We start from the raw sequence: 25,773 nt of genomic DNA, 5'->3' as shown, positions 1-25,773 counted from the left end.
CGTCCGACTTCCCGCTCCGCCGGCCTCCCCCGCCGCCGGCTTCCCCCGCCCCCGGGTGCGCGGGCGGCCCCGCTACTCCCAGGGCAGCGCGGGCGCCGGCCGGGCCGGGGTCGCGGCGAGGGCCTCCAGCGCGATCCGGACCCCCTCGGCCAGCTGCGGGTCCTCCCCGGCCGCCCACTGGTGCGGGGCGAACGGCACCTCGACGTCCGGGTCGACGCCGTGGTTCTCCACGCCCCAGCCGTAGGTCTCCAGCCAGAACGCGTACTTGGGCTGGGTCACCAGGGTGCCGTCGACCAGCCGGTACCGGCTGTCGATGCCGATCACCCCGCCCCAGGTCCGGGTGCCGACCACCGGGCCGAGGCCGAGCGCCTGGATCGCGGCGTTGACGATGTCGCCGTCCGAGCCGGAGAACTCGTTGCAGAGCGCGACCAGCGGCCCGCGCGGCGCGTCACCGGGGTAGGGCAGCGGGCTGGCGATGTCCCGGGCGACGTCCCAGCCGACGATCCGGCGGGCCAGCTTCTCGATCACCAGCTGCGAGGTGTGGCCGCCGCGGTTCTCCCGGATGTCGACGACCACGCCCTCCCGGGCCATCTCCGAGCGCAGGTCGCGGTGGATCTGGGCCCAGCCGGTGGTCTGCATGTCGGGGACGTGCAGGTAGCCCAGGCGCCCGCCGGACAGCTCGCGCACCGCGGCCCGCCGCCCGGCCACCCAGTCGTGGTAGCGCAGCGGCTCCTCGTCGGCGAGCGGCACGACCACCGGGTGCCGCTGGTCGGTGCCGTCCTTTCCGGCCACCGTCAGCTCGACCGGCTGCCCGGCGGTACCGGCCAGCAGCGGGGCCGGGCCGGTGACCGGGTCGACCGGGCGGCCGTTCACGGCCAGGACGGCGTCCCCCGGGCGGACGGCCGCGCCGGGCGCCGCCAGCGGCGAGCGGGCCCGCGGGTCGGAGGACTCGCCGGGCAGGATCCGGGCGATCCGCCACTGGTCGCCGTCCTTGACCAGGTCGGCCCCGAGCAGGCCCTGGCGCCGGGCCGGCTCGGTGTGCAGGCCGTGCGGCATCACGTAGGCGTGCGAGGTGCCGAGCTCGCCGTGCACCTCCCAGAGCAGGTCCACCAGGTCGTCGTGGGAGCCGACCCGGTCGACCAGCGGCCGGTAGCGGTCCAGGACGCCGTCCCAGTCCACGCCGCCCAGGTCGGGGCGCCAGAAGTTGTCCCGCATCAGGCGGCCGTTCTCGTCGAACATCTGCCGCCACTCGGCGGCCGGGTCCACCGTCACCCGCAGCCGGGCCAGGTCGACGGCCACCTCGTCGTCCTCGCCGCCCGCCTTGTGGTCGGCCGGGACGATCCGCAGCTCGCCCTCGTCCAGCACCGCCACCCGGGTGCCGTCCCCGCTGACCGCGAAGGAGTCGAGCCCGTGCACCAGCTGCTCGGCGCGGCGCTTGCGCAGGTCGAAGCGCTCCAGGGTGGGCCGGGGCCGCTCGTCCTCCAGCGAGGCCGCCTCGTCGCCGAGTTCGCCGAGCAGCGGGACCCGGCTCCACAGCACGCCGTCCTTGACCGCCCGGAGCGAGTCGAAGCGGCCGCCCTCGACCGGGAACGGGACGATCCGGTCGGCGATGCCGTCCAGGTCGACCCTGGTCACCGGCGCGGCGTCGGCGGCGGCCTCCTCGCCGTCCGCCTTCTTGCCGCGCGGCTCGTCCTCGTCCCCGCCGATCGAACGCCCGGCCCGCTGCGGCCCGAACGGCGACGGCGTGTCCGCGGCCAGCGTGATCAGGTACGGGCGGCAGCCGTTGGGGAACGACAGGTCGAAGACGTGCGAGTCGTAGACCGGGTCGAAGTTGCGCACCGACAGGAACACCAGGTAGCGGCCGTCCGCGGTGAACGCCGGCGAGGTGTCGATGAAGCGCTGCTGGGTGGCCTCGCCGACGGTGCGGGTGGCCAGGTTGGCCAGCACGATCTGGCGCAGCGAGTACGGGCCCATCCCCGGCACCGGGCGCGACCACGCCAGCCACGCCGAGTCCGGGCTGAAGGCCAGCCCGCTCACCTCGCCATCGGTGCTGCGGGCCAGCTCGTGCACGGTGCCGTCGGCGAGCGAGACCAGCAGCACCCGGCCGTCGTGCACGCCGAGCGCCGCCTGCTTGCCGTCCGGCGACACCACCAGGGAGTTCACCCGGCCGAGCTGCCCGGCCGCCAGCCGTCGGCGCTCGGCGCCCTGCACCGCGGGGGCGAACTCCAGGGCGTCCTCGCCCTCGGCGTCGCTGACCCAGAGCACGCCCTGCCCGCCGTCCTCGCCCGGGACGACCCGGGCCAGCCGGGCGCGCACGCCCGGCGTCTCGTCCAGCACCCGGGCCGGGCCCTCGCGGTGGGTCAGCCAGTGCACCCCGCCGCGCACCACCACGGCGCTCGCCCGGCCGGTGCGGTCGGGGGCGACGGACTCCAGCCAGTGCGCGGCGTACACCGGGCGCGGGCGGCGGCCGCTGCGCGGGCCGGCCAGCCGGACGTCCGGGCGGCGCGCCTCGGCACCGTCCAGGTCGTCCAGCAGCCAGAGGTCGCCGGCGCGGTGGAAGACCACCCGGGTGCCGTCGGTGCTGGCGTTGCGGGCGTAGAAGCCGTCCGGGGAGGTGGTGTGCCGGCGCAGGTCCGAACCGTCGGGGAGGCTGGAGTACAGCTCGCCGACGCCTTCGTGGTCGGAGAGGAAGGCGATCCGCTCCCCCACCCACAGCGGCGAGGAGAGCTGGCCGTCCAGCTCCTCGTGGACGCGGACGAACTCGTCCCGGCCGATCCACAGCTTGCCCGCCCGGCCGCCCCGGTACCGCTTCCACCAGGCCGGCTCGCGGTTGTTGACGGTGGCCAGCAGCACCCTCCCCCGGTCCTCGGCCGGGTCGGCACCCGCGCCGTCCGGCTCGAGGGCGAGCCCGCCGACCGGTCCGTACGGCAGCCGCTCCGACGCGCCGCCGTCCAGCGGCACGGCGTGCGCCCAGGTGCGGCGCAGCGTGGCCTCGCCCGCGGTGGTGGTGGCGATCGGGCGGCCGTCCGCCGTCCAGCCCTGCAGCTGGGTCTGGTCGCTGCCCCAGTGGGTGAGCCGGCGGGAGGGGCCTCCGTCGACCGGCACCACGTGCACCTCGGGCGCGCCGTCCCGGGTGGAGGTGAAGGCGATGTGCCGCCCGTCGGGGGCGAACCGGGGGTGGTGGACCGGCAGGTGGTCGGCCGTCAGCCGCCAGGCCCGGCCGCCGTCCAGCGGGGCCAGCCAGACGTCGTTCTCGGCGACGAAGGTGATCAGGTCACCGTGCAGATGGGGGTGGCGCAGGTAGGCGCCCGCAGGGGTGCTCAGGGGTTCCGTCACGCGGCCAGCGTAGGCACGTGCGCGTACGACGCGCTCCGCTTTTCGCAGACTCCGGCGCCCGGGCGAGCCGCCCGGTCCGGCCGGTCAGGACCAGCGGCCGGTGCGCCCCAGCAGCAGTGCGCCGGCGGCCACGCCGGCGGTCGAGGTGCGCAGCACCGAGGGGCCCAGCCGGTACGGCCCGGCGCCCGCCTCGGCGAAGGCCGCCAGCTCCTCCGGGGAGACCCCGCCCTCCGGGCCCACCACCAGCACCAGGTCGCCGCCCTCCGGCAGCCCGGCGTGCGCCAGCGGCCGGGAGCCCTCCTCGTGCAGCACGGCGGCGAACGCCGCGGCGGCCAGCACCGGCGCCAGCTGCCGGGTGGTCATCGGCTCGCGCACCTCGGGGAAGCGCAGCCGGCGGGACTGCTTGCCCGCCTCCCGGGCGGTGGCCCGCCACTTGGCGAGCGCCTTGGCGCCCCGGTCGCCCTTCCACTGGGTGATGCAGCGGGAGGCGGACCACGGGATCACCACGTCCACGCCGACCTCGGTCATGGTCTCCACCGCCAGCTCGCCGCGGTCGCCCTTGGGCAGGGCCTGGACGACGACGATCCGCGGCGCCGGCTCCGGCTCCCGGCGCACCGCCGCCACCGCGACGTCGATCGCGTCCTTGCCGAGCACCTCGGCGACCGTGCCGTCCACGCCCAGGCCCAGGCCGTCGGCGAGGGTCACCGCCTCACCGGCGGTCAGCCGCTTCACCGCGGCCGCGTGCCGCCCCTCCGGCCCGTCCAGGCGCACCACGGTGCCGGGCGCGGCGGCGGCGATCCGCTCGGTCTCGACGACGAAGACGGGGGCGGTCATGCGGGGAACCTCCGGTGGTGGGGCGGAGCGGGGGCGCTCCGGCTGGGCGGGCACGCGAAACCGGGCGGGCACGCGAAAGGGGTGCCGGGCGGATCCCCGGCACCCCCGCGCGGACGGCTACCGGCCGTTGAACGCGTCCTTCAGGCGCGAGAACAGGCCCTGCTGGCCCGGCGCGAACTGGCCGGCCGGCCGCTCCTCGCCGCGCAGCACCGCGAGCCGGCGCAGCAGCTCCTCCTGCTCGGCGTCGAGCTTGGTCGGCGTCTGCACCTCGACGTGCACTATCAGGTCGCCGCGGCCGCCGCCGCGCAGGTGGGTGATGCCCCGCCCGTGCAACGGGATCGACTGCCCGGACTGGGTGCCCGGCCGGATGTCGACCTCCTCCAGCCCGTCGAGGGTCTGCAGCGGCACCTGGGTGCCGAGCGCGGCCGCCGTCATCGGGATGGTGACGGTGCAGTGCAGGTCGTCCCCGCGCCGCTGGAAGACGGTGTGGGTGGTCTCGGCGATCTCGACGTACAGGTCGCCGGCCGGGCCGCCGCCGGGGCCGACCTCGCCCTCGCCGGCCAGCTGGATCCGGGTGCCGTTGTCGACGCCCGCCGGGATCTTGACGGTCAGGGTGCGGCGGGCGCGCACGCGGCCGTCGCCGGCGCACTCCGGGCACGGGGTCGGCACGACGGTGCCGAAGCCCTGGCACTGCGGGCAGGGGCGGGAGGTCATGACCTGGCCCAGGAAGGACCGGGTGACCTGGGAGACCTCGCCCTTGCCGCGGCACATGTCACAGGTCTGCGCGGAGGTGCCGGGGGCCGCGCCCTCGCCGCTGCAGGTGGTGCAGGTGACCGCCGTGTCGACCTGGAGCTCCTTGGTGGTGCCGAACGCGGCCTCCTCCAGGGTGATCTCCAGCCGGATCATGGCGTCCTGCCCGCGCCGGGTCCGCGAGCGCGGTCCGCGCTGGCCGGCCGCGGCGCCGAAGAAGGCGTCCATGATGTCCGAGAAGCCGAATCCGGCCGCGCCGGCGCCGAAGCCGCCCGCGCCCGCGCCGCCGCCCGGGGACAGCGGGTCGCCGCCGAGGTCGTAGACCTGGCGCTTCTGCGGGTCGGAGAGCACCTCGTAGGCGGCGTTGATCTCCTTGAACCGCTCCTGCGTCTTCGGGTCCGGGTTGACGTCCGGGTGCAGTTCGCGTGCCAGGCGCCGGAACGCCTTCTTGATCTCGTCCTGCCCCGCATCCCGTCGGACGCCGAGTACCGCGTAGTAGTCCGTGGCCACCAAATGCTCCGCTTGTTCCGCCTGTAGAAGTGCTGCGACTGGACACCGCCGTTACCCGTGCAACGGCGGTCGATTGCTACGACTCGGCCAGGATCTGACCCACGTACCGCGCCACCGCACGCACCGCCCCCATTGTGCCCGGATAGTCCATCCGGGTCGGACCGATCACACCCAGTTTGGCCACGCTCTCGTCGCCCGAACCGTAACCGACCGACACCACCGAGGTGGAATTCAGCCCCTCGTAGGCGATCTCGCGCCCGATCCGGACCGTCATCCCGGCGTCCGCGGTCTCACCCAGGAGGCGGAGCAGGACGACCTGCTCCTCCAGGGCCTCCAGCACCGGCTGGATGGTGAGCGGGAAGTCGTGGCCGAAGCGGGTCAGGTTGGCCGTGCCGGCCAGCATGATCCGCTCCTCGTTCTGCTCGGCGAGCGCCTCGAACAGCGTCGCCAGGACGGTGGTGACGGTCGGCCGGTCCGCCTGCTCGAACATCGCCGGGAGCTCCTCCAGGAACCCCGGCACGTCCGGCAGCCGCTGGCCGGCGGCCCGCGCGTTGATCCGGGCCCGCAGGTCCGCCAGGACCGTCTCGCCGACGGTGCCCGGGCAGTCCACCATCCGCTGCTCGACCCGGCCGGTGTTGGTGATCAGCACCAGCATCACCTTGGTCGGGGCGAGGGCGACCAGCTCGATGTGCCGGACGGTGGAGCGCGACAGCGACGGGTACTGCACCACCGCGACCTGCCGGGTCAGCTGCGCGAGCAGCCGCACCGTGCGGGCCACGGTGTCGTCCAGGTCGACGGCGCCGTCCAGGAAGTGCCGGATCGCCCGGCGCTCGGGGGCGCTCATCGGCTTGATCTCGGCGAGCTTGTCGACGAACAGGCGGTAGCCCTTGTCGGTGGGGATGCGCCCGGCACTGGTGTGCGGCTGGTGGATGTAGCCCTCCTCCTCCAGCGCCGCCATGTCGTTGCGCACGGTCGCCGGGGAGACCCCGAGGTTGTGCCGCTCCACCAGGGCCTTGGAGCCGACCGGCTCCTCGGTCCCCACGTAGTCCTGGACGATCGCGCGGAGCACGGCGAGCTTGCGGTCGTCCAGCTGGCGGATCTCACCGGCCATGGGGCACACACCTCCGTCTTCGCACGTTGTCCGTCTGTGTCACAGATGCTGCCGACCGCTCCGGGAAGGCCCCGGATCCGGTGACCGCCCTGGCACTCTGAACCTACGAGTGCCAGAACCGTACCTGCCAGTGTAAGGCCCGGGCCTTGAGGCAGGAACGGCCCGGCCGGAGTGATCCTGCCCGCAGTTCCCGGCGCGGGGGTGGTGCCGTGGGGCCGTCCGGGTGGCAGCATCGGAAGCGACGGCGAATGGAGGAGCAAGCGATGTCGAGCTCGGGCCAGCACACCCGTTTCGCGCCCGACCGCGGTCTGACCGGCCGCATGGTCGTGACGATGTTCGTGATCGGGTTGCTGTACGTCGGTTTCACCGGCCTGCTGATCGCGCTCCTGCGCGGCGCCTGGCCACTGATCGTCCTCATCTCCGGCGGGCTGTTCGTGGCCCAGTTCTGGTTCAGCGACAAGATCACCGAGCGGGCGATGGGCGCCCACCAGGTGAGCCCGGAGCAGTACCCGCAGCTGCACGGCACCATCGACCGGCTCTGCGCCCTCGCGGACATGCCCAAGCCCCGGGTGGCGGTCGCCGACAACGACATGCCGAACGCCTTCGCCACCGGCCGCAACCCGCAGAACGCCGTGGTCTGCGTCACCACGGGGCTGCTGCGCCGGCTGGAGCCCGAGGAGCTCGAAGGGGTCCTCGCCCACGAGCTGTCGCACGTCGCCCACCGGGACGTCGCGGTGATGACCGTCGCCGGGTTCCTCGGCGTCCTCGCCGGCGCGATGACCCGGATCGCGGTGTACGGCGGCTTCATGGGCGGCGGCCGCAACAACAACGACCAGAACGCGGCCATCGTCGCCCTGATCATCCCGCTGGTGTCGATGGTCGTCTACGCCATCAGCTTCCTGCTCACCCGGCTGCTCTCCCGCTACCGGGAGCTCGCCGCCGACCGCGCCGCCGCCCAGCTCACCGGCCGGCCCAGCGCCCTGGCCTCCGCCCTGACCAAGGTCACCGGGCAGATCGCCGCCATCCCCAGCAAGGACCTGCGCCAGGCCCAGCCCTACAACGCCTTCTACTTCGCCCCCGCGCTCGGCGCCCGGGAGACCGCCGCCCAGCTGTTCTCCACCCACCCGACGCTGGAGAAGCGGCTGGACCAGCTGGCGAAGATCTCCGAGCAGCTCGGCCGCTGACCGCGGGGCTCCCCCGCCCACCGCCGCCGCGCCGCCTCACCGGCCCGCCGCCTCGTCACCCCTCCGCCCCGCCACCCCTCCGCCTCGACGCGAAAGGACCACCGTGGGAATCCTGGACGCCCTGTTCGGCCGCACCAAGCCCGTCAAGCCCGACCTCGACCAGCTGTTCGGCGTGCCGTCCGCCGCCCTCACCCTGGAGGCCGGGGCCGGGTTCACCCCCACCGGGCTCGGCTCGGTGTGCTTCGCCGCCGTCGAGGGCGCGGCCTTCGGCCAGGTCGAGCAGCAGGTGCGGGAGCTGCTGGACGCCGACACCGAGCGCGGCGGCGTCCCGGTGGAGGCCTCCAAGGACGGCTACGGCTACTCCTGGCTGCTCGCCCGGCACACCCCCGAGGAGCTGCCCGAGCTGGTGAACGACCTGCACGCGGTCAACAGCGAGCTGGAGGGGAACGGCTTCGGGCCGCAGCTGCTCTGCTCGCTGGTGGGCTTCCGCGACCCGCAGGGCCGGTCGCTCGCCCTCGTCTACCTGTACAAGCGCGGCACCTTCTACCCCTTCGCGCCGATGCCCGGCGGCGGCGAGCGGCGCAACAGCCCGCTCGAACTGCAGGTCAACGCCCTGCTCGGGAACGACCTGCGGCTGGAGAAGGACCTCAGCCGCTGGTTCCCGGTCTGGGGCGCGCCCGGACTCTGACGGTCCGTCCGCACTCCCTATAGTCGCCTGCATGCGCAGCCGCCAGTACGGACCCGACCTGACCCCGCCGTGGAAGAAGCAGACCCCCGCCCCGGAGGTGCCGGCCGACCGGGACCTGGTCGTCGAGGAGGCGGCCACCGGCTTCTGCGGCGCGGTGGTGCGCTGCGAGAAGACCGCCGAGGGCTTCACCGTCACCCTGGAGGACCGCTTCGGCAAGCACCGGGTGTTCCCCCTGGTGCCGCGCGGCTTCCTGCTGGACGGCCGGGTGGTCACCCTGGTCCGCCCGGCCGGCCCCGCCCCCGCCCGCACGCCCGGCCGCACCGCCTCCGGCTCGGTCGCCGTCCCCGGCGCCCGGGCCCGGGTGGCGCGCGAGTCGCGGATCTACGTCGAGGGCCGGCACGACGCCGAACTGGTCGAACGCGTGTGGGGCGACGACCTGCGCATCGAGGGCGTGGTCGTCGAGTACCTGCAGGGCGTGGACGACCTGCCCGCGATCGTCGCCGAGTTCGCCCCCGGCCCCGGCCGGCGGCTCGGCGTCCTGGTCGACCACCTGCTCCCCGGCACCAAGGAGCACCGGATCGCCGCCCGGGTCACCGGCGACGCCGTCCTGGTCGTCGGCCACCCGTACGTCGACGTCTGGCAGGCCGTGAAGCCCTCCTCGGTCGGCATCCCCGCCTGGCCCGACGTCCCCCGCGGCGAGGACTGGAAGCAGGGCACCTGCCGCCGCCTCGGCTGGCCGGCGGACACCCCCGCCGCCTGGAAGCACATCCTGTCCCGGGTGAACAGCTACAAGGACCTGGAGCCCGAGCTCCTCGGCCGCGTCGAGGAGCTCATCGACTTCGTGACCCTCCCGGACTGACGTCCGGATCAGAGCGTTCCGAACTCACCGGTCTCCAGGGTCATCCCCAGGACGTCCACGGGGATCGGGTCCCCGAACTTGGTGGTGCGCCCGGACCAGTAGTCCGGAACGCCCGAGGCGGTCGCCGTGCGCGGCTCGGTGAGCATCAGGCACTCGCCCTTCGTCGGATCGACGATCAGGTAGACCGGGATCATCCCCCCGGCATAGATCTCCCGCTTGACGTGGTAGTCGCGGTGGACGCTCGTCCTCGAGACGACCTCGACGACGAGCGTCACCGCCGGTGCGGGGACCAGACGCCCGGGGCCCTCGACGGCGCCCCGCTCGATCACCACCAGGTCGGGCTGCGGCTCGCTGCCGTCCGCGGGGAACGCCACGTCCTGGGTCTGGAGCCGGTGCCAGCGGCCACGGGGAATCTGGTCGACGATGGACTCGATGATGAGGTTGTGGACCATGTCCGGCCCGGCCGTCATCACGATTTCCCCCCTGATGAGCTCGGCCTTGACGCCTTCCGGGACCTCCAGGTTCTCGAAGATCCCCGTCATCCGGTCATCGATGGCGGTCACTGCGCGCTCCCTCCGACGGCTGACACCACGTTAACGGCCGTCAGTCCACCAGGTCACGCACGACCGCGTCGGCGAGCAGCCGGCCCTGGAGGGTCAGGGTGGCGCGGCCGTCGGCGTACGTCCCCGCGGCGAGGAGGCCGTCGGCGAGGTGGCGGTCGGCGGCCCGGCGGCCCGCGGCGGTGAGCAGCTCCAGGGGGATGCCCTCGGCGAGGCGCAGTTCCAGGAGGACGCGCTCGACGCGGCGGTCCTCCTCGGTGAGGACCTCGCGGGCCTGCGCGGGGGTGCGGCCCTCGGCGAGGGCCTGCGCGTAGGCGGCCGGGTGCTTGGCGTTCCACCAGCGCACGCCGCCGACGTGGCTGTGCGCGCCGGGGCCGGCGCCCCACCAGTCGGCTCCGGTCCAGTACAGCTCGTTGTGGCGGCAGCGGCCCTCCGGGGTGGTGGCCCAGTTGGACACCTCGTACCAGGAGTAGCCGGCGGCGGCGAGCGCCTGCTCGGCGATCAGGTAGCGGTCGGCGTGCACGTCGTCGTCGATCATCGGCAGTTCGCCGCGCTTGACCCGGGCGGCCAGCCGGGTGCCCTCCTCGACGATCAGGGAGTAGGCGGAGACGTGGTCCGGTCCGGCGCCGATCGCGGCGTCCAGGGAGGCCCGCCAGTCGTCGTCGGACTCGCCCGGGGTCCCGTAGATGAGGTCCAGGTTGACGTGCTCGAAGCCGGCCCCGCGGGCCTCGGCGACGCAGGCCTCGGGGCGGCCGGGCGTGTGGTGGCGGTCGAGCAGCTGCAGGACGTGCGGGCGGGCGCTCTGCATGCCGAAGGAGATCCGGTTGTAGCCGCCCTCGCGCAGCTCCGCCAGGTAGGCCGGGTCGACGGACTCCGGGTTGGCCTCGGTGGTGACCTCGGCGTCCGGGGCGAGCCCGAACTCCTCGCGCAGCGCGGTGAGCATCTTCACCAGGTCCCGGGCGGGCAGCAGGGTGGGGGTGCCGCCGCCGAGGAAGACCGTCTGCACGGGGAGGTCGACCGGGCCGAGCACCTTGCGGGCCAGCCGGATCTCGGCGACCACGTTGTCCGCGTAGGTCTCCTGGGAGGCGACGGCCCCGGAGGAGCGCAGCTCGGTGGCGGTGTAGGTGTTGAAGTCGCAGTAGCCGCAGCGGCTGGCGCAGTACGGCACGTGCAGGTAGAAACCGAACGGCCGCTCGCCGAGCCCGGTCAGGGCGTGCGCGGGCAGGGAACCGTCGGACGGCACCGGATCGCCGTCGGGGAGTGCGGAGGGCATGACCCCATTGTCCCGTACGGCCCGGGTATCCCGTGCGGCCCGCGCCCCCGTACGGCCCGCGACCGGGCGCGGACCGTACGGGGCGGGTGGCTCAGGCCTCGTTGGCGCCCGCGTACATCGCGGTGACGGCGTCCGCGTAGGTCCGCTCGACCACCGGGCGCTTGATCTTCAGGCTCGGGGTGAGCTCGCCGTGCTCGATGTCGAGGTCACGCGGCAGCAGGTGGAACCGCTTGATCGTCTGCCAGCGCTGCAGGTCCGCGTTGAGCCGCTTGACGAAGCCCTCGATCAGCTGGTGCACCTGCGGGTCGGCGACCACCTCGGCGTAGGACCGGCCGGCCATGCCGTGCTCGGCCGCCCACGGCATGATGACCGCCTCGTCGAGGCCGATCAGCGCGGTGCAGTAGTTGCGGCCGTTGCCGATCACCAGGATGTTGCTGACGAACGGGCAGACCGCCTTGAACTTGCCCTCGACCTCGCTGGGCGCGACGTACTTGCCGCCGGAGGTCTTGAACAGGTCCTTCTTGCGGTCGGTGATCCGCAGGAAGCCGTCGGCGCTGAGCTCGCCGATGTCCTCGGTGTGGAACCAGCCGTCGGCCTCCAGCACCTCGGCGGTCTTCTCCGGCAGGTCGTGGTAGCCGCGCATGATGCCGGGGCCGCGCAGCAGGATCTCGCCGTCCTCGGCGATCCGGACCTCGGTGCCGGGCAGGGCGCGGCCGACGGTGCCGATCCGGACGTCCTCCTCGCGGTTGACGCAGGAGCCGGCGCTGGTCTCGCTGAGCCCGTAGCCCTCCAGGATCGGCACGCCGGCGCCGAGGAAGAAGTAGCCGATCTCGGGGGCGAGGGCGGCGCTGCCGGAGACGGCACCGCGCAGCCGGCCGCCGAAGGCCGCCCGGATCTTGGCGTAGACGAGCTTGTCGGCCAGGGCGTGCTGGAGCCGCAGCCCGAGCGGGGCGGTGCCGGTGCCGGTGGCGATCCGGCTCTCCTGCACGGCCCGGGCGTGGGCCCGGGCGACCTTGGCGGCCCACAGGAAGATCTTGTACTTGGCCCCGCCCTCGGCACGGGCCCGGCCGGCGATGCCGTTGTACACCTTCTCGAAGATGCGCGGCGCCGAGGCCATCACGGTCGGCCGGATGGCCGGCAGGTTGTGGATGATCCGGTCGACCCGGCCGTCCACGGCCATCACGTGGCCGGTGGCGATCTGCCCGGAGATCAGCGTCTTGCCGAAGACGTGCGACAGCGGCAGCCACATGAACTGGACGTCGTCGGAGCGCAGCAGTCCGCTGGCCTCCTGGGCCCGGCCCTCGTACGCCCAGCAGTCGTGCACCAGGCGCACGCCCTTGGGGCGGCCGGTGGTGCCGGAGGTGTAGATGAGGGTGGCCAGCTGCTCCTTGTCGAGGGCGGCGACGGCCTTCTCGACGGCGTCCGGGTGCTCCTCCAGGTAGGCCGCGCCGCGCTGCTCCAGTTCGGCGAGGGTGAGCACCTCCAGGCCGCCGGTGGCGGGGGCCTCGGCGCCGGGCTCGGGCCCGTCGAAGAGGATGACCGTGCGCAGGTCGGGCAGCTGCCCGATCTGGTCGACGGCCTTGGCCAGCTGGGCGGTGTTCTCGGCGAACAGCGCTCTGGAGCCCGAGTTGGATAGGATGAAGGCCGTCTCGTCGGCGTTGGTGCTCGGGTAGACGGTCGTCGTGGCGGCGCCCGCGCACATGTTCCCGAGGTCGGCGATGACCCACTCGAGCCGGGTGGAGGCGGCCAGGGCGACGCGGTCCTCCGGCTGGATGCCCAGCGCCATCAGACCGGCGGCCACCGCCTTGACCCGGGTGGCGGTCTGCGCCCAGGTGAGCGAGCGCCACTGCTCGGCGCCGGGGGCGCTGTCCGCGGCCTGCTCGTCGACCGGGGCCGGGTAGCGGTAGGCCTCGCCGTTCGGGGTCAGGGCGACCCGCTCCAGGAACAGGTGGGCGACGGAGGCGGGACGCCCGGCGACGATGTCGGCACTGCCGGAGTCGATCAGGGACTGCGCGGAACTCAACGAGGACCTCCGGGGGCGGGTGGCCGTCTGAGGGATTGTCGCGGCGTCCGTGGGGGCGGTCGCCGGGCCCCCGGTTCACCTGTTCGGTACCGGCGAGTAACAAGGGGGCAATCAGCAGCCTAGGGGGAAACCGGTCATTCCGTAAGGGGGCGAGGCCAGCTGGCACGCCCCCGCGGCGCCGGTGTCCGCCCCGCGACCCCCGCCCGACCCGCGGGAACGGGCCGGCGCGGACCGTACGACCGGGCCCCCGCCGACCTGACGACCGGGCCCGCGTGAACGATACAACCGGGCCCGCCGGGCGATTCGGCAAAGGACTGGACAAACCTCCGGCTCGCACCCCGTGAATCGCCTGTACGAGTGCACCAAAGACCGAGAATTGGGGTGCGAATCCACCCGCCGACGACAAGAGTGTGCCAGTGCTGATCAGACTGCTCAGGGCGTACCTGCGCCCCTACACCCGACCGATCGCCCTGCTGGTCGCCCTCCAGCTGGTGTCCACCCTCGCCGCGCTCTACCTGCCGACGCTCAACGCCGACATCATCGACGACGGGGTGGTCAAGGGCGACACCGGCTACATCCTGCGCGTCGGCGGCGTGATGATCGGCGTCACCCTCGTCCAGGCCGTCTGCTCGATCGGCGCCGTCTACTACGGCGCCCGCACCGCGATGGCCTTCGGACGGGACGTGCGCGCCGCCGTCTTCGACCGGGTGCAGACCTTCTCCTCCCGCGAGATGGGCCAGTTCGGCGCCCCCTCGCTCATCACCCGCACCACCAACGACGTCCAGCAGGTCCAGATGCTGGCCCTGATGAGCTTCACGCTCATGGTCGCCGCCCCGATCATGTGCGTCGGCGGCATCATCATGGCGCTCAACCAGGACGTCCCGCTGTCCGGCCTGCTGCTCGCCGTCATCCCGCTCCTCGCCGTCGTCGTCATCCTGCTGGTGCGCTCGCTGCGCCCCAAGTTCCGCAGCATGCAGGAGCGGATCGACACGGTGAACCGCGTCCTGCGGGAACAGATCACCGGCATCCGGGTCATCCGCGCCTTCGTCAAGGACGACCACGAGCAGGCCCGCTTCGCCGGCGCCAACGGGGACCTCACCCACGTCGCCCTCCAGGTCGGCCGGCTGATGTCCTTCATGTTCCCGGCCGTCATGCTGGTGGTGAACGTCTCCAGCGTCGCCGTGCTCTGGTTCGGCGCCCACCGGATCGACAGCGGCGGCATGGAGATCGGTGCGCTCACCGCCTTCCTCTCCTACCTGATGCAGATCCTGATGAGCGTCATGATGGCCACCTTCATGTTCATGATGGTGCCGCGCGCCGAGGTCTGCGCCGAACGCATCGACGAGGTGCTCGCCACCTCCTCCAGCGTCGTGCCGCCCGCCGCCCCCGTCACCGAGGTGCTGCGCCGCGGCAACCTCGAACTGCGCGACGTCGACTTCCGCTACCCCGGGGCCGAGGCCTCCGTGCTGCGCGGCGTCGACATCACCGCCCGCCCCGGCGAGACCACCGCCGTCATCGGCTCCACCGGCAGCGGCAAGTCCACCCTGCTCGGCCTCGTCCCCCGGCTGTTCGACGCCACCTCGGGACAGGTCCTGCTGGACGGCGTCGACGTCCGCGAACTCGCCGCCGACGCGATCGCCGAGTGCATCGGCCTCGTCCCGCAGAAGCCCTACCTGTTCTCCGGCACCGTCGCCAGCAACCTCCGCTACGGCCGGCCCGACGCCACCGACGAGGAGCTCTGGCACGCCCTGGAGATCGCCCAGGCCAAGGACTTCGTCGAGAAGCTCCCCGAAGGCCTGGACGCCCCCATCTCCCAGGGCGGCGGCAACGTCTCCGGCGGCCAGCGCCAGCGCCTCGCCATCGCCCGCGCCCTCGTCCGCAAGCCCGACGTCTACCTCTTCGACGACTCCTTCTCCGCGCTCGACTACGCGACGGACGCCCGGCTGCGCAAGGCCCTCGCCCGCGAGACCTCGAACGCCACCGTGCTGATCGTCGCCCAGCGCGTCTCCACCATCCGCGACGCCGACCGGATCATCGTCCTCGACGAGGGCGCGGTCGTCGGCACCGGCACCCACCGCGAACTGATGGCCGACAACCCGACGTACCGGGAGATCGTGCTCTCCCAGCTCACCGAGCAGGAGGCGGCGTGACCACCCCCGAGAAGGCCCCCGACAAGGCCCCCGAGGACCAGACCGACCCGGGCGAGGCCCCCGACCTGGGCAAGGCGCCCGGCCGCGGGCCCGCTGCGGCCGGCAGCGAGCTCCCCAGCGACTCGCAGGCCGCCGCCGCCCGCCGCGGCCCGGCCGGCCCGGGCCGCTTCATGGGCGGCCAGGGCACCGAGAAGTCCATGGACTTCAAGGGCTCCGGCAAGCGCCTGCTCGCCCTGCTGCGCCCCGAACGCGCCCTGCTCTCCGGCGTGCTGACGCTCGGCGTCGTCAGCATCGGCTGCGCCGTCGTCGGCCCCAAGATCCTCGGCAACGCCACCGACCTGATCTTCGCCGGCGTCGTCGGCGCCCGCTTCGCACCCGGCACCTCCAAGACCCAGGTCGTCGACGGGCTGCGCGCCCAGGGCCAGGGCGGCGTCGCCGACCTGCTCTCCTCCGTGGACTTCACCCCCGGCCAGGGCATGGACTTCGGCGCCATCGGCACCGTCCTGCTCTGGGTCCTGGCCATCTACGTCGCCTCCGCCGTGTTCGGCATCGCCCAGGGCCGGCTGGCCACCACGGCCATCCAGCGGGCCGGCTACCGGCTGCGCCAGGACGTCGAGGCCAAGCTCTCCCGGCTGCCGCTCAGCTACTTCGACAAGCAGCCCCGCGGCGAGGTGCTCAGCCGGGTCACCAACGACATCGACAACATCGGCCAGTCCATGCAGCAGACCATGGGACAGGTCGTCAACTCGCTGCTCACCGTGGTCGGCGTGCTCGCCATGATGTTCTGGATCTCCCCGCTGCTCGCCGTGATCGCCCTGGTCTCGGTGCCGCTGTCGGTGGTCGTCGCCGCCAAGGTCGGCCGGCGGGCGCAGCCGCAGTTCGTCCAGCAGTGGAAGTCCACCGGCCAGCTCAACGCCCACATCGAGGAGATGTACACCGGCCACACCCTGGTGAAGGTGTTCGGCCGCCAGCGCGAGTCCGCCGAGACCTTCCGCGAGCACAACGAGGCGCTGTTCGCCTCCAGCTTCCGGGCGCAGTTCATCTCCGGGATCATCCAGCCCGCGATGATGCTGATCGGCAACCTGCAGTACGTGCTGGTCGCCGTCGTCGGCGGCCTGCGGGTCGCCAGCGGCGCGCTGTCCATCGGCGACGTCCAGGCGTTCATCCAGTACTCGCGGCAGTTCAGCCAGCCGCTCACCCAGGTCGCCAGCATGGCCAACCTGGTGCAGTCCGGGGTCGCCTCCGCCGAGCGCGTCTTCGAACTGCTGGACGCCCCCGAGCAGACCCCCGAACCGGCCATGCCCGAACGCCCCGACACCGTCCACGGCCGGGTCGCCTTCCAGGACGTGTCCTTCCGCTACGAGCCCGGCAAGCCCCTCATCGAGGACCTGTCGCTCAAGGTCGAACCCGGCCAGACCGTCGCCATCGTCGGCCCCACCGGCGCCGGCAAGACCACCCTGGTCAACCTGCTGATGCGGTTCTACGAGGTCAGCTCCGGGCGGATCACCCTCGACGGGGTCGACATCTCCGCGATGTCCCGCGAGGAGCTGCGCTCCGGCATCGGCATGGTGCTCCAGGACACCTGGCTGTTCGGCGGCACCATCGCCGACAACATCGCCTACGGCGCCCAGGGCGCCACCCGCGACCAGGTCGTCGAGGCCGCCAGGGCCGCCCACGTCGACCGCTTCGTGCGCACCCTGCCGGACGGCTACGACACCGTCATCGACGACGAGGGCACCGGCGTCAGCACCGGCGAGAAGCAGCTGATCACCATCGCCCGGGCCTTCCTCGCCCAGCCGTCGATCCTCGTCCTGGACGAGGCGACCAGCTCCGTCGACACCCGCACCGAGGTGCTGATCCAGCGGGCCATGGCCCGGCTGCGCACCGGCCGCACCAGCTTCGTGATCGCCCACCGGCTCTCCACCATCCGGGACGCCGACGTGATCCTGGTGATGGAGAACGGCTCGATCGTCGAACAGGGCACCCACGACGAGCTGATCGCCGCCGACGGCGCGTACGCGCGGCTGTACCAGGCGCAGTTCGCGGAGGCCGTGGCCGAGGTGGACTGACCCGGACGGGCACGGGGGACGGCCGGAGGGCCGGGGCGGGACTCCACCGCCCCGGCCCTTCGCGTTCCGCACCGGCTTCGCTACCGTGGGCCCGTGATCTCCGAGGACGCGGCCAGGGCCGCCGGTGACGACGACACGGCCGGTGGGACGGGCAGGACGGGCGGGACCGGCGGCGAGCCCGGCGGCGCGACCGCCCGGGGCGGGACCGCCGGTACCGGGACCGCCCGCGCCGGGGTCGGCGACACGGCGCACGACACGGCAGACGACACGGACGGGGACACGGGCGGCGACCGCGCGCCGGACGCCTTCGAGGCGAACCGGCGCTACCTCGGCTCCGTCGCCTACCGGCTGCTCGGCTCGTTCACCGACGCCGAGGACGTCCTGCAGGACGCCTGGCTGCGCTGGCGGGCCGCCGACCGCACCGCCGTCCACGACCCGCGCGCCTTCCTGACCACCGTCGTCACCCGGCTCTGCTACGACCAGCTCGGCTCCGCCCGGGCCCGCCGCGAGGCCTACTACGGCGAGTGGCTGCCCGAGCCGTCCGTCTCCTACGCCTCCGCCCCCGACTCCCCCGCCGACCTGGCCGAACGCGGCGAGTCCGTCTCGCTCGCGCTGCTCACCGTGCTGGAGCAGCTCACCCCGGCCGAGCGGGCCGCGTTCGTGCTGCACGACGTCTTCGCCGTCGGCTTCGACGAGATCGCCACCTCCCTCGACCGCACCCCCGACGCCACCCGGCAGCTGGCCTCCCGGGCCCGCCGGCGGGTGCGCGACGGCGGTCGGCGCACCGGCGCCGACCCGGCCGAGCACCGCCAGGCCGTCGAGGCCTTCGCCGCCGCCACCGCACGCGGCGACCTCCAGGCCCTCCTGGAGGTCCTCGACCCGGACGTGGTCTGGCACGCCGACGGCGGCGGCATCGTCCGCGCCGCCGCCCGCCCCGTCCTCGGCGCCTGGAACGTGGCCCGGCTGGTGGTCGGACTGGTCACCAAGTGGTCCACCCCCGACCACGGCTTCGGCTTCGCCCAGGTCAACGGCGAGCCGGGGATCGTCTGGTACGAGAAGGCCACCGGCACCGTCGGCGGCGTGGTCGCCCTCGACGTCGCCGACGGACGGATCACCCAGGCGTACGTGGTGGTCAACCCGGAGAAGCTGGGCCACATCGACCCGATCGGCGTGTGACGACGGCCCGGTCGGCGTGTGACCGCGGCCCGGCCGGCGTGCGTGACGGCGGCCCGGCCGGCGTGTGGCCCGGGCCCGGCCGGCGTGCGTGACGGCGGCCCGGCCGGGATGTGACACGGGTCACCGTCACACTCCCGCCGGCCGCGTCGTCCCCCTCCCGAACAGCGCTCCGCGCGGGCGCACCGAATGGAGGCGGACGAGATGAGCGGCACCACCACCCACCAGCGGATCGTCGTACTGGGAGCCGGCTACGCGGGCCTCAGCGTCGCCAAGCGCGCCGGGAAGCGGCGCCCCGTCACCCTGGTCGCACCCGAGGAGCGGCTGCTCCACCGGGTCCGCCTGCACGAGACGGCGGCCGGTCACGGCCGGCAGTGGCCGACCATCGGCCACCTCGTCCGCGGCCGGCAGGTCGACCACCGGCGGGCCAGGGCCGTCGGGATCGACCTCGCCGACCACCGGGTCCGGCTCGACGACGGCACCACCCTCGGCTACGACACCCTCGTCTACGCCCTCGGCAGCCGCACCGCCTGGCACGACGTCCCCGGCGCCGCCGAGCACGCGTACTCCGCCGAGCAGGCCGCCGAAATCGACCACCGGCTGCGCACGGCCGACCGGCCCGGCACCCTGGCCGTGGTCGGCGGCGGACCGACCGGCATCGAACTGGCCACCGAACTCGCCGAGAGCCACCCGCAGTGGCGGGTGCACATCGTCGCCGCCGGGCAGGTCGGCGGCATCTACTCGCCCAGGGGCCGCGCCCACGTCCTGCGCGCCCTCGACCGGCTCGGCGTCACCGTCCACGAGCAGGCCACCGTCACCGCGGTCACCGCCGACGGGCTGCGCACCACCACCGGCCCGGTCGACGCCGAGGTCACCGTCTGGGCCGCCTCGCTGGAGCCCCACCCGCTGGCCGCCGAGGCCGGGCTGGCCGTGGACGCCCGCGGCCGGGCCGTCGTCGACGACCGGCTGCGGTCGGTCTCCCACCCGGACGTCCACGTGGTCGGCGACGCCGCCGCGGTGACGCTGCCCGGCATCGGCACCCTGCGGATGGGCTGCGCCACCGCCCTGCCGATGGGCCGCTACCTCGGCAAGCTGCTCGACGGGGCCACCACGGCGCCGTACTCGTTCAAGTACGTCGCGCAGTGCGTGAGCCTGGGCCGGCACGACGGGCTGCTCCAACTGATCCACGCGGACGACTCGATGCGGCCCACCGTGCTCACCGGCACGGCCGGGCGGCTGGCCAAGGCGGCGATCGTCGGCGGCGTCTACGGCGCGCTGAAGTAGCCCACGGCGGCCCGGCGGCGGCCACCTGCCGGACCGGACCGGGACGCGCGAAGAGGCCCGGGACGCGCGAAGGGGCCCGGGCGGATGCCCGGGCCCCTTCGGTCGCCTGCGGTTACTTCTTGTCCTTGGGCGCCTCGGCGTCGGTGGACAGCGCGGCGATGAAGGCCTCCTGCGGGACCTCCACGCGGCCGACCATCTTCATCCGCTTCTTGCCCTCCTTCTGCTTCTCCAGCAGCTTGCGCTTGCGCGAGATGTCACCGCCGTAGCACTTGGCGAGGACGTCCTTGCGGATCGCGCGGACCGTCTCACGGGCGATCACCCGGGAGCCGATGGCGGCCTGGATCGGCACCTCGAACTGCTGGCGGGGGATCAGCTTCTGCAGCTTGCCGGCCATCATCACGCCGTAGCCGTAGGCCTTGTCCTTGTGCACGATCGCGGAGAAGGCGTCCACCGCGTCGCCGTGCAGCAGGATGTCGACCTTGACCAGGTTGGCGCTCTGCTCGCCGATGGGCTCGTAGTCGAGCGAGGCGTAGCCGCGGGTCTTGGACTTCAGCTGGTCGAAGAAGTCGAAGACGATCTCGGCGAGGGGCAGGGTGTAGCGCAGCTCGACCCGGTCCTCGGACAGGTAGTCCATGCCCTGCAGGTTGCCGCGGCGGGACTGGCACAGCTCCATGATCGCGCCGACGAACTCGTTGGGCGCCAGGATGGTGCCGCGCACGACCGGCTCGTAGACCTCGGCGATCTTGCCGGTCGGGAACTCGCTCGGGTTGGTGACGGTGTGCTCGGTGCCGTCCTCCATGATCACCCGGTAGATCACGTTCGGGGCGGTGGAGATCAGGTCGAGGTTGAACTCGCGCTCCAGGCGCTCCCGGATGATCTCCAGGTGCAGCAGGCCGAGGAAGCCGCAGCGGTAGCCGAAGCCGAGCGCCACCGAGGTCTCCGGCTCGTACACCAGGGCCGCGTCGTTGAGCCGCAGCTTGTCCAGGGCGTCGCGCAGCAGCGGGTAGTCCGAGCCGTCCAGCGGGTAGAGGCCGGAGAACACCATCGGGCGCGGGTCCTTGTAGCCGCCCAGCGCCTCGGTCGCACCCTTGTGCATCGAGGTGATCGTGTCACCGACCTTGGACTGCCGGACGTCCTTCACACCGGTGATGATGTAGCCCACCTCGCCGACGCCCAGGCCGTCGGCGACCTTCGGCTCCGGCGAGATGACGCCGATCTCCAGCAGCTCGTGGGTCGCGCCGGTGGACATCATGGCGATCCGCTCGCGCTTGGTGAGCTGACCGTCCACGACACGCACGTAGGTGACCACGCCGCGGTAGGAGTCGTAGACCGAGTCGAAGATCATCGCGCGGGCCGGGGCGTCCTTGACGCCGACCGGGGCCGGGACGGTGTTGACGATGTGGTCGAGCAGGTCCTCGACGCCGAGACCGGTCTTGGCGCTGACCTGCAGCACGTCCGAGGGGTCGCAGCCGATGATGTGCGCGATCTCCGCGGCGTACTTCTCCGGCTGGGCTGCCGGCAGGTCGATCTTGTTCAGCACCGGGACGATCGTGAGGTCGTTCTCCAGCGCCAGGTACAGGTTGGCGAGGGTCTGTGCCTCGATGCCCTGGGCCGCGTCGACGACCAGGATGGTCCCCTCGCAGGCAGCGAGGGAACGGGACACCTCGTACGTGAAGTCCACGTGACCCGGGGTGTCGATCATGTTGAGGATGTGCGTCGTCCCGGCGTTCGGACCGGTCTTCGGCGCCCACGGGAGGCGGACCGCCTGCGACTTGATCGTGATGCCGCGCTCGCGCTCGATGTCCATGCGGTCGAGGTACTGGGCACGCATCTGCCGCGGGTCGACGACGCCGGTGATCTGCAGCATCCGGTCTGCGAGCGTCGACTTGCCGTGGTCGATGTGGGCGATGATGCAGAAGTTGCGGATCAGCGCCGGGTCGGTACGGCTGGGCTCTGGCACATTGCTGGGGGTCGCGGGCACCTTGGTCCGATTCTCCGTTGGTCCGGGGCCGGGGGTGTCCGGATCATCGCTGACCGGTTTCCCGGGGACCGGACAGTCTCGTCCGATCGAAATAGTCCCCCCATCCTCCCACGACCACGGCACCGGCCGCCGTTCGGTCCGCCCCGACCGCCCCCGAGGCGCTCCCGGGGCGCCCGTGGGGCGCTCCCCCGCCTTCCGCGGAACGTCCCCGGAACGGCAGGATGGCCCGCCATGATCCTGGAAAGCGCCCTGCTCGACGTCCTGCCCGGCCAGGAGGACGAATTCCTCGCCGCCTTCACCGAGGCCCGTCCCCTGATCGCCGTCCAGCGCGGCTTCCGCTCCCTGGAACTGCGGCGCTGCCTCGACGAGGGCCGCGGCTCGCGCTTCCTCCTCCAGGTCGAGTGGGAGACCCTCACCGACCACACCGAGGGCTTCCGCACCTCCGCCGAGTACCAGCGCTGGCGGGAGCTGCTGCACCGCTTCTACCGGCCGTTCCCGGAGGTCGAGCACTACGGGGAGCCGGTGCTGCGGGCCTGACCGGACCCGGGCTCCGGCCGCGGCCGGTTTGGGTCGGCGGCGGGCCCCCTGGTAGCGTGGTCAGCTGCACCTGGCCCCGGCATGCCCTCTCAGCAGGACCGGCGGCCGCCGGTGCAGCCCGTTCAATCCTTTTCAGACAAGACTGAGGCTCCTTCGTGGCGAACATCAAGTCCCAGATCAAGCGCAACAAGACCAACGAGAAGGCGCGCCTGCGCAACAAGGCCGTCAAGTCCTCGCTGAAGACCGCTCTGCGCAAGGCCCGTGAGGCCGCTGCCGCCGGCGAGACCGAGAAGGCCGTCGTGCTGGCCCGCGCCGCCTCCAAGGCGCTCGACAAGGCCGTGAGCAAGGGCGTCATCCACGCCAACCAGGCCGCCAACAAGAAGTCGGCCATCACCAAGCGCGTCAACGCGGCCGCCCAGGCCTGACGCCCCGGGGGCCCCGGCCCCCACCGCCTCGGGACGCCCCGGCCCTCTACCCGGACCCCTGAGGCGCGCGAGACTCGCACCGTACGCGGCCTGCGTTCGCCACGCGGGTGCGGTGCACAGAGCAGTACGACAGGCGTCGCCGCCGACCTCCTCCCCGGAGGCCGGCCGCGGCGCCTGTCGCGTTCCGCGGTCCGGCCGCTATGGTCTGGTCACGCGCGATCGGAGGTGCGGGGAGCACCACGACACCGGGCCCGAGGGGGACTGACTCCATGACGACGCCACCACCACCGCCGCAGCAGCCTCAGCCACAGCCGGGGGCCCAGCCCGGAGCCCGGCCAGGGGCCCAGCCGCACCCGGGAGCGGTGAACCGGCCGGGATACGGCTTCCCGCAGCAGGCACCGGGGCCGGTCGCCGGAGCGGGCACGCCCGCGCCGGGCGCGTCGCCGGGCTTCGGACCGCCGACCGGACTGCTGCCGCCCGCACCCGGCGGCCTCCTCCCGGGAGCCGCCGCACCGGGCCACCCCACACCCGGGCGCCCCGGCGGCGGAAACCTGCGGCGCAACACCGTCTGGGCCTTCGTCGGCGCCCTGCTCGCCTCGGCCGGCTGGGCCACCGCCGTGCTCGTCGTCCCCGGCGTGGTCAGCACCGACTCCTCGCCCCGGAGCGTGAGCGCCTACCAGGTCTCCGACGACTTCTGCACCACCGGCAAGCCCTCCAGCCTGCTCACCACCTACAGCGCATCCGACACCAGCCCGCCGACCCACCACAGCGACCGGCACCCCGCCCTGGACAGCATGAACTGCTCGATGTCGCTCAAGCGCACCGGCGCCAGCAGCTCCGACACCGACTACGCGTCCGTCTACCTGCGCGCCGACCTGCACAAGGCGGTCAACCCTGCACCCGAGTTCGCCGCCGCCAAGGAGGTCTACCGGGCGCGCGACTACCAGGTCACCGACGTCCCGGGGATCGGCGAGGAGGCGTACTTCCTGTACAAGGACGACGCGGGCAGCTCGGACAAGACCTGGCACAGCATCAGCGCCGAAGTGGACGTGCGGGACGGCGGGATGACGTTCTACATCTCCTACTCGGCCAGCTACACCGAGGGCAAGGGCAAGGTGCCGTCCAGGGACGACCTGCGGTCCGCCCTGCAGACGGACGCCCGCAACGCCGTCCGCTCGATGCACAAGTAGCCGTCGCCGCACCGCCGGACGTCCGGGGCGCGGACGGGGCCGGAGGTGAGGCCGGGGTCGGGCCGCGGACGCCCGGTGGGCGCCCGCGCGGCAGGCAGGCCGTTGGCGGGGGTGCCGGTCGGAGTGTCGGGTGGGGTGCCGGTCGGAGTGTCGGGTGGGGTGCCGGTCGGAGTGTCGGGTGGGGTGCCGGTCGAGGATGCCGACCGGGGCGTCAGTAGGCGGGGCGGGACCCGGCCCGGGAGGCGCGGGCCACGGCGACCACCGCACGCTCCAGGGCGAAGGCGGGATCGTCCGAACCGCCCTTGACGGCGGCGTCGGCCTGGGCGATCGCGGTAAGCGCGGTGGCCACCCCGTCACCCGTCCACCCGCGCATCTGCTGGCGGACCCGATCCACCTTCCACGGCGGCATGCCCAACTCGCGCGCGAGGTCGGCCGGGCGCATGTTCCGCCCGGCGGTCGCCAACCGCCCGATGCTGCGCACCCCGGAGGCCAGCGCGTAGGTGATGCCGGTCGGCGGCTGGCCCACGGCCAGCGCCCAGCGCAGCCGCTCCAGCGCCTCCGCGGCCCGGCCGGTGACCGCCAGGTCCGCCACCTCGAAGCCGGTCGCCTCGGCCCGCCCGCTGTAGTAACGGGCCACCACCGTCTCGTCGATCGTCCCCTCGACGTCCGAGGTCAGCTGGCTGCACGCGGCCGCCAGCTCGCGCAGGTCACTGCCGAGCGCGTCCAGCAGCGCCTGGCAGGCCTCCGGGGTGGCCGAACGGCCCAGCGTGCGGAACTCGCCCCGGACGAACGCCAACCGCTCGTTCGCCTTGGCCAGCTTGGCGCAGGCCACCTCACGACCGCCGGCCTTGCGCCCGGCGTCCAGCAGGCCCTTGCCCTTCGCGCCGCCCGCGTGCACCAGCACCACGATCACTTCTTCGGCGGGCGACTCGATGTACGCCTTGACCTCCTTCACCGAGTCGGCGGAGAGGTCCTGCGCGGCGCGGACCACGATCACCTTGCGCTCCGCGAACAACGACGGCGTGGTCAGCTCGGCCAGGCTGCCGGGCTGCAGGCCACCGGGGGGCAGATCCCGCACGTCGGTGTCCGGATCCGCCGCCCTCGCCGCCGCCACCACCTGGGCGACCGCGCGGTCCAGCAGCAGCTCCTCCTGGCCGACCGCGAGGGTCAGCGGGGCGAGCAGGTCGTCGGGTGCACTCTTCCTGGCCATCGCCTACCAGCATCCCACGGGGCGCGGACACTCCCCGCCGGGCCGCCGGGCCCACCCCACCCGGCCCACCGGGCAGCCCGGCGGGCTCGCCCTCCCCGGCCGCACCGGCCCGCGCCCGACCTGGAGAATGGTCCGGTGACCGAGAACCACACCACCGACCTGCCGGTCGTCGACGACCCGCACGCCCGGCAACTGCTCGTCCTGCCCGACCGCGAGGCCGCCGAGGAGGCCTCCGAGGAACTCAGCGCGACCCACCCCGACCTCGGCGAGCTCGACATCGTCCGCGACGCCCTGGCCGGGGAGGACGACGCCGAGGACGCCCAGTGGCTGGTCGTCGTCGAACCCCCGGAGGACGGCTGGACCCCGGCCCGACTCGGCGCCCTCGACGCCCTCGCCGCCGAGTACGAGGGCTGGCGCGAAGCGGGCTGATCCCCGACCCCGACGAACGGGTGAGCCGGTGAGCCCCGGGCCCGGGCCACGTGGCTCCGAGCCCAGGAGTCGTGGAACTTCGAAGCCCTGGAACCCTGGCATCGAGCATCGAGCTGGGCCCTGTGCGGCGGGGGGCCGGGCCCCCCCCCGGGGGCCGCCCCCCCGGCCCGGGGGGCCGGGGGGCGGGGCGCCGCCCC

General features: G+C 73.4%; 20 protein-coding genes. 11 read left to right on the top strand and 9 right to left on the bottom strand.

Going from position 1 to position 25,773, the window contains the following annotated elements; genetic code table 11:
* Positions 1-72: 72 nt before the first annotated feature.
* From ACIA8Q_RS05555 to hrcA, 4 genes are all read right to left on the bottom strand, one after another.
* Positions 73-3,336 carry a PDZ domain-containing protein gene (locus ACIA8Q_RS05555; RefSeq protein WP_360210172.1) on the bottom strand — a complete coding sequence of 1,088 codons (3,264 nt, stop codon included), beginning with the start codon at positions 3,334-3,336 and terminating at the stop codon, positions 73-75.
* Positions 3,337-3,420: 84 nt separating this feature from the next.
* Positions 3,421-4,170 (bottom strand): 16S rRNA (uracil(1498)-N(3))-methyltransferase, encoded by a 750-nt coding sequence (locus ACIA8Q_RS05550; protein ID WP_396316793.1) that lies wholly within the window; start codon positions 4,168-4,170, stop codon positions 3,421-3,423.
* A gap of 117 nt (positions 4,171-4,287) precedes the next feature.
* Positions 4,288-5,430 carry a molecular chaperone DnaJ gene (gene dnaJ, locus ACIA8Q_RS05545; protein ID WP_360210176.1) on the bottom strand — a complete coding sequence of 381 codons (1,143 nt, stop codon included), beginning with the start codon at positions 5,428-5,430 and terminating at the stop codon, positions 4,288-4,290.
* Between the two features lie 76 nt (positions 5,431-5,506).
* Positions 5,507-6,541 (bottom strand): heat-inducible transcriptional repressor HrcA, encoded by a 1,035-nt coding sequence (hrcA, locus tag ACIA8Q_RS05540; RefSeq protein WP_360210178.1) that lies wholly within the window; start codon positions 6,539-6,541, stop codon positions 5,507-5,509.
* Between the two features lie 263 nt (positions 6,542-6,804).
* Between hrcA and htpX the strand changes: the two genes are divergently transcribed.
* The 3 genes from htpX (at position 6,805) to ACIA8Q_RS05525 (ending at position 9,272) form a co-directional block, all read left to right on the top strand.
* Positions 6,805-7,725 carry a zinc metalloprotease HtpX gene (gene htpX, locus ACIA8Q_RS05535; protein ID WP_360210180.1) on the top strand — a complete coding sequence of 307 codons (921 nt, stop codon included), beginning with the start codon at positions 6,805-6,807 and terminating at the stop codon, positions 7,723-7,725.
* Between the two features lie 103 nt (positions 7,726-7,828).
* On the top strand, positions 7,829-8,413 hold the full coding sequence (locus tag ACIA8Q_RS05530; RefSeq protein ID WP_360210182.1) for a hypothetical protein: 585 nt from the start codon (positions 7,829-7,831) through the stop codon (positions 8,411-8,413).
* A 31-nt stretch (positions 8,414-8,444) separates the two neighbouring features.
* Entirely contained in the window at positions 8,445-9,272 is an 828-nt protein-coding gene (locus ACIA8Q_RS05525) for a DUF3097 domain-containing protein (RefSeq protein WP_360210184.1), read from the top strand.
* A gap of 8 nt (positions 9,273-9,280) precedes the next feature.
* On the opposite strand, the gene ACIA8Q_RS05520 is transcribed toward ACIA8Q_RS05525, so the two are convergent.
* The 3 genes from ACIA8Q_RS05520 to ACIA8Q_RS05510 form a co-directional block, all read right to left on the bottom strand.
* On the bottom strand, positions 9,281-9,835 hold the full coding sequence (locus ACIA8Q_RS05520; protein ID WP_396316792.1) for a Uma2 family endonuclease: 555 nt from the start codon (positions 9,833-9,835) through the stop codon (positions 9,281-9,283).
* A 40-nt stretch (positions 9,836-9,875) separates the two neighbouring features.
* On the bottom strand, positions 9,876-11,105 hold the full coding sequence (gene hemW, locus ACIA8Q_RS05515; RefSeq protein ID WP_387897648.1) for a radical SAM family heme chaperone HemW: 1,230 nt from the start codon (positions 11,103-11,105) through the stop codon (positions 9,876-9,878).
* 91 nt (positions 11,106-11,196) lie between these two features.
* The gene (locus tag ACIA8Q_RS05510; protein ID WP_360210190.1) at positions 11,197-13,128 is read right to left on the bottom strand and encodes a long-chain fatty acid--CoA ligase; all 1,932 of its coding nucleotides are present in this window, start codon (positions 13,126-13,128) and stop codon (positions 11,197-11,199) included.
* A 416-nt stretch (positions 13,129-13,544) separates the two neighbouring features.
* Here ACIA8Q_RS05510 and ACIA8Q_RS05505 point away from each other — a divergent pair, with 416 nt between their 5' ends.
* From ACIA8Q_RS05505 to ACIA8Q_RS05490, 4 genes are all read left to right on the top strand, one after another.
* Entirely contained in the window at positions 13,545-15,278 is a 1,734-nt protein-coding gene (locus tag ACIA8Q_RS05505; RefSeq protein ID WP_360210191.1) for an ABC transporter ATP-binding protein, read from the top strand.
* 170 nt (positions 15,279-15,448) lie between these two features.
* Positions 15,449-17,347: an ABC transporter ATP-binding protein gene (locus tag ACIA8Q_RS05500; RefSeq protein ID WP_360210214.1), complete on the top strand. Its 1,899-nt coding sequence runs from the start codon at positions 15,449-15,451 to the stop codon at positions 17,345-17,347.
* Between the two features lie 93 nt (positions 17,348-17,440).
* Positions 17,441-18,523: an RNA polymerase sigma factor SigJ gene (gene sigJ / locus ACIA8Q_RS05495; protein WP_360210193.1), complete on the top strand. Its 1,083-nt coding sequence runs from the start codon at positions 17,441-17,443 to the stop codon at positions 18,521-18,523.
* Positions 18,524-18,724: 201 nt separating this feature from the next.
* Positions 18,725-19,804, top strand: coding sequence for an FAD-dependent oxidoreductase (locus ACIA8Q_RS05490; RefSeq protein ID WP_360210195.1), 1,080 nt, complete (start codon positions 18,725-18,727; stop codon positions 19,802-19,804).
* Between the two features lie 112 nt (positions 19,805-19,916).
* Here the strand turns inward: ACIA8Q_RS05490 and lepA are convergent, their stop codons facing one another.
* Positions 19,917-21,785 carry a translation elongation factor 4 gene (gene lepA, locus ACIA8Q_RS05485; protein ID WP_360210197.1) on the bottom strand — a complete coding sequence of 623 codons (1,869 nt, stop codon included), beginning with the start codon at positions 21,783-21,785 and terminating at the stop codon, positions 19,917-19,919.
* A gap of 231 nt (positions 21,786-22,016) precedes the next feature.
* Between lepA and ACIA8Q_RS05480 the strand changes: the two genes are divergently transcribed.
* The 3 genes from ACIA8Q_RS05480 (at position 22,017) to ACIA8Q_RS05470 (ending at position 23,937) form a co-directional block, all read left to right on the top strand.
* A complete protein-coding gene (locus tag ACIA8Q_RS05480) occupies positions 22,017-22,322 on the top strand; it encodes an antibiotic biosynthesis monooxygenase (protein ID WP_360210199.1) in 306 nt (101 codons plus the stop codon).
* 155 nt (positions 22,323-22,477) lie between these two features.
* Positions 22,478-22,747: a 30S ribosomal protein S20 gene (gene rpsT, locus ACIA8Q_RS05475; protein WP_196951699.1), complete on the top strand. Its 270-nt coding sequence runs from the start codon at positions 22,478-22,480 to the stop codon at positions 22,745-22,747.
* Positions 22,748-23,109: 362 nt separating this feature from the next.
* Positions 23,110-23,937 (top strand): hypothetical protein, encoded by an 828-nt coding sequence (locus ACIA8Q_RS05470; RefSeq protein WP_360210201.1) that lies wholly within the window; start codon positions 23,110-23,112, stop codon positions 23,935-23,937.
* A gap of 211 nt (positions 23,938-24,148) precedes the next feature.
* Here the strand turns inward: ACIA8Q_RS05470 and holA are convergent, their stop codons facing one another.
* Positions 24,149-25,147 carry a DNA polymerase III subunit delta gene (holA, locus tag ACIA8Q_RS05465; protein ID WP_360210203.1) on the bottom strand — a complete coding sequence of 333 codons (999 nt, stop codon included), beginning with the start codon at positions 25,145-25,147 and terminating at the stop codon, positions 24,149-24,151.
* A 135-nt stretch (positions 25,148-25,282) separates the two neighbouring features.
* Here holA and ACIA8Q_RS05460 point away from each other — a divergent pair, with 135 nt between their 5' ends.
* Positions 25,283-25,576, top strand: a complete 294-nt coding sequence (locus tag ACIA8Q_RS05460) for a hypothetical protein (protein WP_360210205.1) — start codon at positions 25,283-25,285, stop codon at positions 25,574-25,576.
* The last annotated feature ends 197 nt before the right edge of the window (positions 25,577-25,773 follow it).

Source organism: Kitasatospora sp. NPDC051705 (assembly GCF_044453265.1).
In the GTDB taxonomy this organism is placed as follows: Bacteria; Actinomycetota; Actinomycetes; order Streptomycetales; family Streptomycetaceae; genus Kitasatospora.
The sequence above is the reverse complement of the archived record's forward strand: the minus strand, read 5'-3'. Positions and strand labels throughout refer to the sequence as shown.